This window comes from Negativicutes bacterium (assembly GCA_018052945.1).
Lineage (GTDB): Bacteria > Bacillota > Negativicutes > JAGPMH01 > JAGPMH01 > JAGPMH01.
The window spans coordinates 1-3799 of the sequence record JAGPMH010000078.1 but is presented as its reverse complement, the minus strand read 5'-3'; the positions used below and the strand labels follow the sequence as shown (position 1 = coordinate 3799).

Here is a 3799-nt window from a genome sequence, read left to right as displayed (position 1 = left end):
ACCTAAATCCTTATCATTTAAATTAAGTTTTACGGCACCAGCATTACCTATTTTGAGGCTAAATTCATTTTCTGCTAACCATTCAAATTTATCTTTATTTTTCGCCATTCCTTCAAAAACAACCTTATTATCACTTAAAACTTGAATCCAACAATCTCCTACAAATTCAGCTTTTAACGACAATTTTTTATTGACCTCATTCACCGGTTTAGTACCTTCATTTTTAACAATTGCTTTCGATGAAACTTTTGCTACTGGTTCATTATTAATTTTAGCATTAGAAGCACTATTGGAATCATTGTTCATAACATAATAAATTATTGCTGTTAAAAATAATAAAACTATTGCCAATAAAATTGTAACTCTACCTTTTCGTACTTTTTTCTTCGGCTTAATACTTTCTTTTTCTTCGGTAACTTCAGCTTCGGAATCTAGTTCAACTTTTTGCTCTTTATAAACTTGTAGTAAATAATCACTATCAATATTTAAAAAATTAGCATAACTTCTTAAAAATCCTTTAAGGTAAACTTCTCCTGGTAATACATCAAACTTATTTTCTTCTATCGCAGTAATATATAAGCTCCTTATATTGGTACCGCTTTCAATATCTTTTATACTTAGCTTTTGTTTCTCCCTCTCAGCTTTTAAAATGTCTCCAACAAATGACATCAATATAAACCTCCTAAAACATTTAAACGTCAAAATACATAGTGTTAACTTGCTCTCTTGTCATCAAAATCTCACGTGGTTTACTTCCAATATTGGGCCCAACAATCTTCATGTTTTCCATAGTGTCAACCAATCTACCTGCTCTAGTATAACCTATTCTAAACTTACGTTGTAACATTGAAACTGAAGCTTGCCCTGTTTCAAAAACCATATTAATCGCAGCTTGAAGTAATTCATCAGTAAATTCTGTTGATTCACTGTTACTACTATTTTCACTACTAGTTGTTTCTTCCGTAAAGGATATTATTTCTTCATTTATTTCAGGTTCTCCTTGTTTTTTAATAAAGTCTAATAACAATTCTACTTCACTATCTGAAATAAATGCCCCCTGAACTCTCAGCGGTTTAGAAAAACCAACCGGATTATAAAGCATATCACCTTTACCTAATAGTTTTTCTGCTCCACCCATATCCAAAATGGTTCGTGAATCAATTTGTGATGAAACAGAAAAAGAAATTCTAGATGGAACATTAGCTTTAATTATACCAGTTATTACATCAACTGACGGTCTTTGGGTTGCTAGTACTAAATGCAATCCAGCCGCTCTTGCCTTTTGTGCTAATCTACAAATTGCATCTTCAACGTCGCCCGGTGCAACCATCATCAAATCAGCTAATTCATCAATAATAATAACAATTGATGGCATTTTATTGTCATTATTATTTTTGTTAAACCGCTCCATATCACGCACGCCATTAGCCGCAAATAAAGCATAACGTTTTTCCATTTCATGGACAGCCCAGTTAAGTGCGGCGGCGGCTTTGCGAGAATCCGTAACAACAGGTATCATCAAATGCGGAATACCATTGTAATTTGATAATTCTACCATTTTAGGATCGATTAAAATAAACTTCACTTCATCTGGCTTAGCTTTAAAGAGAATGCTGGTTATTAAAGTATTAATACAAACACTTTTCCCCGAACCAGTTGCTCCTGCTACTAGCAAATGTGGCATTTTTGCTAAGTCAGCGATAACAACTTGACCTGCAATATCCTTACCTAAGCCAACTGATAATTTTGAACTGGCCTGCTGAAAATTTTCAGATTCTAATACTTCTCTTAACTGAACTCCGACTAAATTTTTATTAGGAACTTCAATGCCAATTGCAGCTTTTCCTGGAATTGGAGCTTCTATTCTAATTCCGGGAGCAGCTAGTTTTAATGCTAAATCATCAGCTAAATTAACTATTTTACTGACCTTTACTCCGGCCGCTGGTTCTAATTCATATCTAGTAACCGCCGGACCTGCTGTTGCATTAACTACCTTTGCCTTAACATTAAAACTTTCTAAAGTTTCTTCTAAGAGTTTAGCATTATCAACAATTTCTTTTGTTAGTTTAGTATTTTTAGGTTTTTCCACCTTATTCAAAATATTGAATATTGAAGGTAAAATATAACCATCGTTAGCAACATTATCCAATAATTCAATTATTTCAGTTGGGGGCTTAACTGCCTCCTTGATTTTTTCTTTTTTACTTTGCTTTATTTCTTTTATTTCAACACTATCATTTTCCATTATAATAGGGAATTTAAGTTTCTTATCGTTTATTTTCTTTTCTATAATATCATTTTCTTGGTTATAAATTTCACTCTTGTTAGTGTTAGCTTCAACATCAAAACTATTATTAAAATACTGATATTTATCTGATAAAGCCTCTTTAGTATTTTCAAATTCAGTTTTAATTATTTTTTTTGTTTTTAGTAATCCTAGTGCTAGCGACCAATTAGTGATTAACAATAACGCACAAATTAAAATTGTAAATAAAACAATAATAGCACCATCAACGCCAATAATTTTTCGCAAAAAAAACACAATAAAACCACTAATGATACCGCCACCATCAGTTAAACTTTCCGGCATAATTTCTGCCCCAGGTGTAATTTTAAAATGATGATATATTGCCAGCGCTGATAAATAAAATGTAATTATCCCAAAAAATTTTAAAGAATAAACTATTTCTAGTCGCTTTATAATATATCGAATACCAATCATCATTACCATTAATGGCAACAAATAGGCACCAATCCCAAAACAATAACGCTGTATTTTAGCAAAAGATTGCCCTATCGGTCCAGTACTAAAGCCTAATAAACTTATAAAGGCAATAATCCCCAACGCGGTTAAGGTAATACCTAATAATTCATATTTTAATTCTTTATTAATATTTAAAAAAATTTTAGGCAAAAATACCACTCCTTACAAACTTTTTCTACATTCTACGCCAAAATCCTTTAAAAATTTCAAATAAAAATGTTAGAAGGGCATCCTTCTAACATTTTAAAGCTAATTATTTTCTTGTAAAGCTTTTTTGGCAAGTTGATCTGCTATCTCATTTCCTCTAATTCCGCTATGACCTGCTACTTTTATAAATGTAATATATGGTAAATATTCTTTTATAAAGCTAGCATAATTTTTTGTCAAATTATTATTAGTTCTCCAACGTCCTAATGCCCACTCTGAAATTCCAATATAATCATGGTAAATATAAAAATGTTCTATTTTATTGTTCTGTGTCCACTTAACAGCATTAATCACTGCTTCTAATTCTCCAGCAACATTGCGTGATAAAGCAGCTTGTTCATTAGTGCCCAGCCCACAATCTTCATGAATTATCTCATCGTTTTTCATTACAACAAAACCCCAGCTATACCGACTATTTTGATAACTTCCATCAACATAAATTTCATAAGAGTTTTTCGGCACAGTTTCGTTGCATTTTTTTTGCGGTTGACCTTGTGTTAAGTATTGCTCCGCTTCTCTTAATGTTAAAAAACTTTTATAAAGAGCACCTGGATAACCATGTATTTGTTTTTTGCACTCATCCCAATTGGTAAATACCCCTTTGGTTTTACCAACCAATACCGCATAATACTTGCTAGCCATAAATTCTCCTTAAAACAAAAAAGCAATTAATAAAATAATTTATTAATTGCTCAAAAATTTGGCTCCTTGAGTAGGACTCGAACCTACGACCGATCGGTTAACAGCCGATTGCTCTACCAACTGAGCTATCAAGGAATATAACCAGCAACTACCTAACCTCCCAGGTCGTTTCCAACCAAGTACTCT

Annotated in this window: 3 protein-coding genes and 1 tRNA gene; all 4 read right to left on the bottom strand. The window is 32.2% G+C overall.

What is annotated here, in order from left to right; translation table 11 throughout:
• The coding region (locus KBI38_08140; protein MBP8630013.1) for a helix-turn-helix domain-containing protein at positions 1–669 on the bottom strand (669 nt) is incomplete at its 3' end.
• Between the two features lie 22 nt (positions 670–691).
• Complete coding sequence (locus tag KBI38_08135) at positions 692–2845, bottom strand: DNA translocase FtsK 4TM domain-containing protein (GenBank protein ID MBP8630012.1); 2154 nt, start codon at positions 2843–2845, stop codon at positions 692–694.
• 168 nt (positions 2846–3013) lie between these two features.
• On the bottom strand, positions 3014–3613 hold the full coding sequence (locus KBI38_08130; GenBank protein MBP8630011.1) for a ribonuclease H family protein: 600 nt from the start codon (positions 3611–3613) through the stop codon (positions 3014–3016).
• Between the two features lie 59 nt (positions 3614–3672).
• Positions 3673–3748 (bottom strand) — tRNA-Asn (locus KBI38_08125).
• Positions 3749–3799 lie beyond the last annotated feature (51 nt).